Source organism: Chondromyces apiculatus DSM 436, assembly GCF_000601485.1.
Classification (GTDB): Bacteria; Myxococcota_A; Polyangia; order Polyangiales; family Polyangiaceae; genus Chondromyces; species Chondromyces apiculatus.
The window spans coordinates 1-957 of record NZ_ASRX01000171.1 but is presented as its reverse complement, the minus strand read 5'-3'; the positions used below and the strand labels follow the sequence as shown (position 1 = coordinate 957).

Sequence of the window (957 nt, the reverse complement as noted above, 5' to 3'; positions counted from 1 at the left end):
GGAAAACCCTGGCGTTACCCAACTTAATCGCCTTGCAGCACATCCCCCTTTCGCCAGCTGGCGTAATAGCGAAGAGGCCCGCACCGAAACGCCCTTCCCAACAGTTGCGCAGCCTGAATGGCGAATGGGAGCGCCCTGTAGCGGCCACTCAACCCTATCTCGGTCTATTCTTTTGATTTATAAGGGATTTTGCCGATTTCGGCCTATTGGTTAAAAAATGAGCTGATTTAACAAAAATTTAACGCGAATTTTAACAAAATATTAACGCTTACAATTTAGGTGGCACTTTTCGGGGAAATGTGCGCGGAACCCCTATTTGTTTATTTTTCTAAATACATTCAAATATGTATCCGCTCATGAGACAATAACCCTGATAAATGCTTCAATAATATTGAAAAAGGAAGAGTATGCGTAGCCGTAATTGGAGCCGTACCCTGACCGAACGTAGCGGCGGTAATGGTGCGGTGGCGGTGTTTATGGCGTGCTATGATTGCTTTTTTGGCGTGCAGAGCATGCCGCGTGCGAGCAAACAGCAGGCGCGTTATGCGGTGGGCCGTTGCCTGATGCTGTGGAGCAGCAACGATGTGACCCAGCAGGGCAGCCGTCCGAAAACCAAACTGAACATTATGCGTGAAGCGGTGATTGCGGAAGTGAGCACCCAGCTGTCTGAAGTGGTGGGCGTGATTGAACGTCATCTGGAACCGACCCTGCTGGCCGTGCATCTGTATGGCAGCGCGGTGGATGGCGGCCTGAAACCGCATAGCGATATTGATCTGCTGGTGACCGTGACCGTGCGTCTGGATGAAACCACCCGTCGTGCGCTGATTAACGATCTGCTGGAAACCAGCGCGAGCCCGGGTGAAAGCGAAATTCTGCGTGCGGTGGAAGTGACCATCGTGGTGCATGATGACATTATTCCGTGGCGTTATCCGGCGAAACGTGAGCTGCAGTTTGGCG

At 51.6% G+C, this 957-nt stretch carries 1 protein-coding gene and 1 pseudogene; both read left to right on the top strand.

The genetic code is table 11. The features are described 5' to 3' along the window. Window positions 1-128 (top strand): annotated as a pseudogene (locus CAP_RS56010) (sugar-binding domain-containing protein); the annotation flags it as partial. A 279-nt stretch (window positions 129-407) separates the two neighbouring features. Continuing rightward, window positions 408-957 (top strand): aminoglycoside adenylyltransferase family protein (locus CAP_RS54790; RefSeq protein ID WP_231512044.1); only part of this gene is annotated, 550 nt, incomplete at its 3' end.